The sequence below is a fragment of the Candidatus Pantoea multigeneris genome (assembly GCF_011752615.1).
In the GTDB taxonomy this organism is placed as follows: Bacteria; Pseudomonadota; Gammaproteobacteria; order Enterobacterales; family Enterobacteriaceae; genus Pantoea; species Pantoea multigeneris.
The window spans coordinates 1-255 of the sequence record NZ_VWXF01000047.1 but is presented as its reverse complement, the minus strand read 5'-3'; the positions used below and the strand labels follow the sequence as shown (position 1 = coordinate 255).

The 255-nt window shown below is 71.8% G+C and carries 1 protein-coding gene; it reads left to right on the top strand.

The features are described 5' to 3' along the window. Positions 1–255, top strand: a 255-nt coding sequence (locus tag F3J40_RS25430; RefSeq protein WP_167018800.1) for a hypothetical protein, incomplete at both ends; no start/stop codon positions are given.

Sequence of the window (255 nt, the reverse complement as noted above, 5' to 3'; positions counted from 1 at the left end):
GCCCCGGCTGGTCCACGCTGTTTGACGAAGTGATCCTGCTGGAGGGCGACCGGGCCACCTGGCACGAGCAGAGCGGACGCACGCTCAGCTTTACCCTGCCGGAGCCTGACGGGGCGCTGTACAGCGTCAGCGAGGGGCTGATTATCCGCCGCAACCCGCAGGGCGACGTGCTGATTGCCGACGACGACGGGGCGGCCTGGCGGCTGTTCCGCGCCACGCCGGGCGAGCCGCAGCGCCTGCGGCTGGCGACGCTCA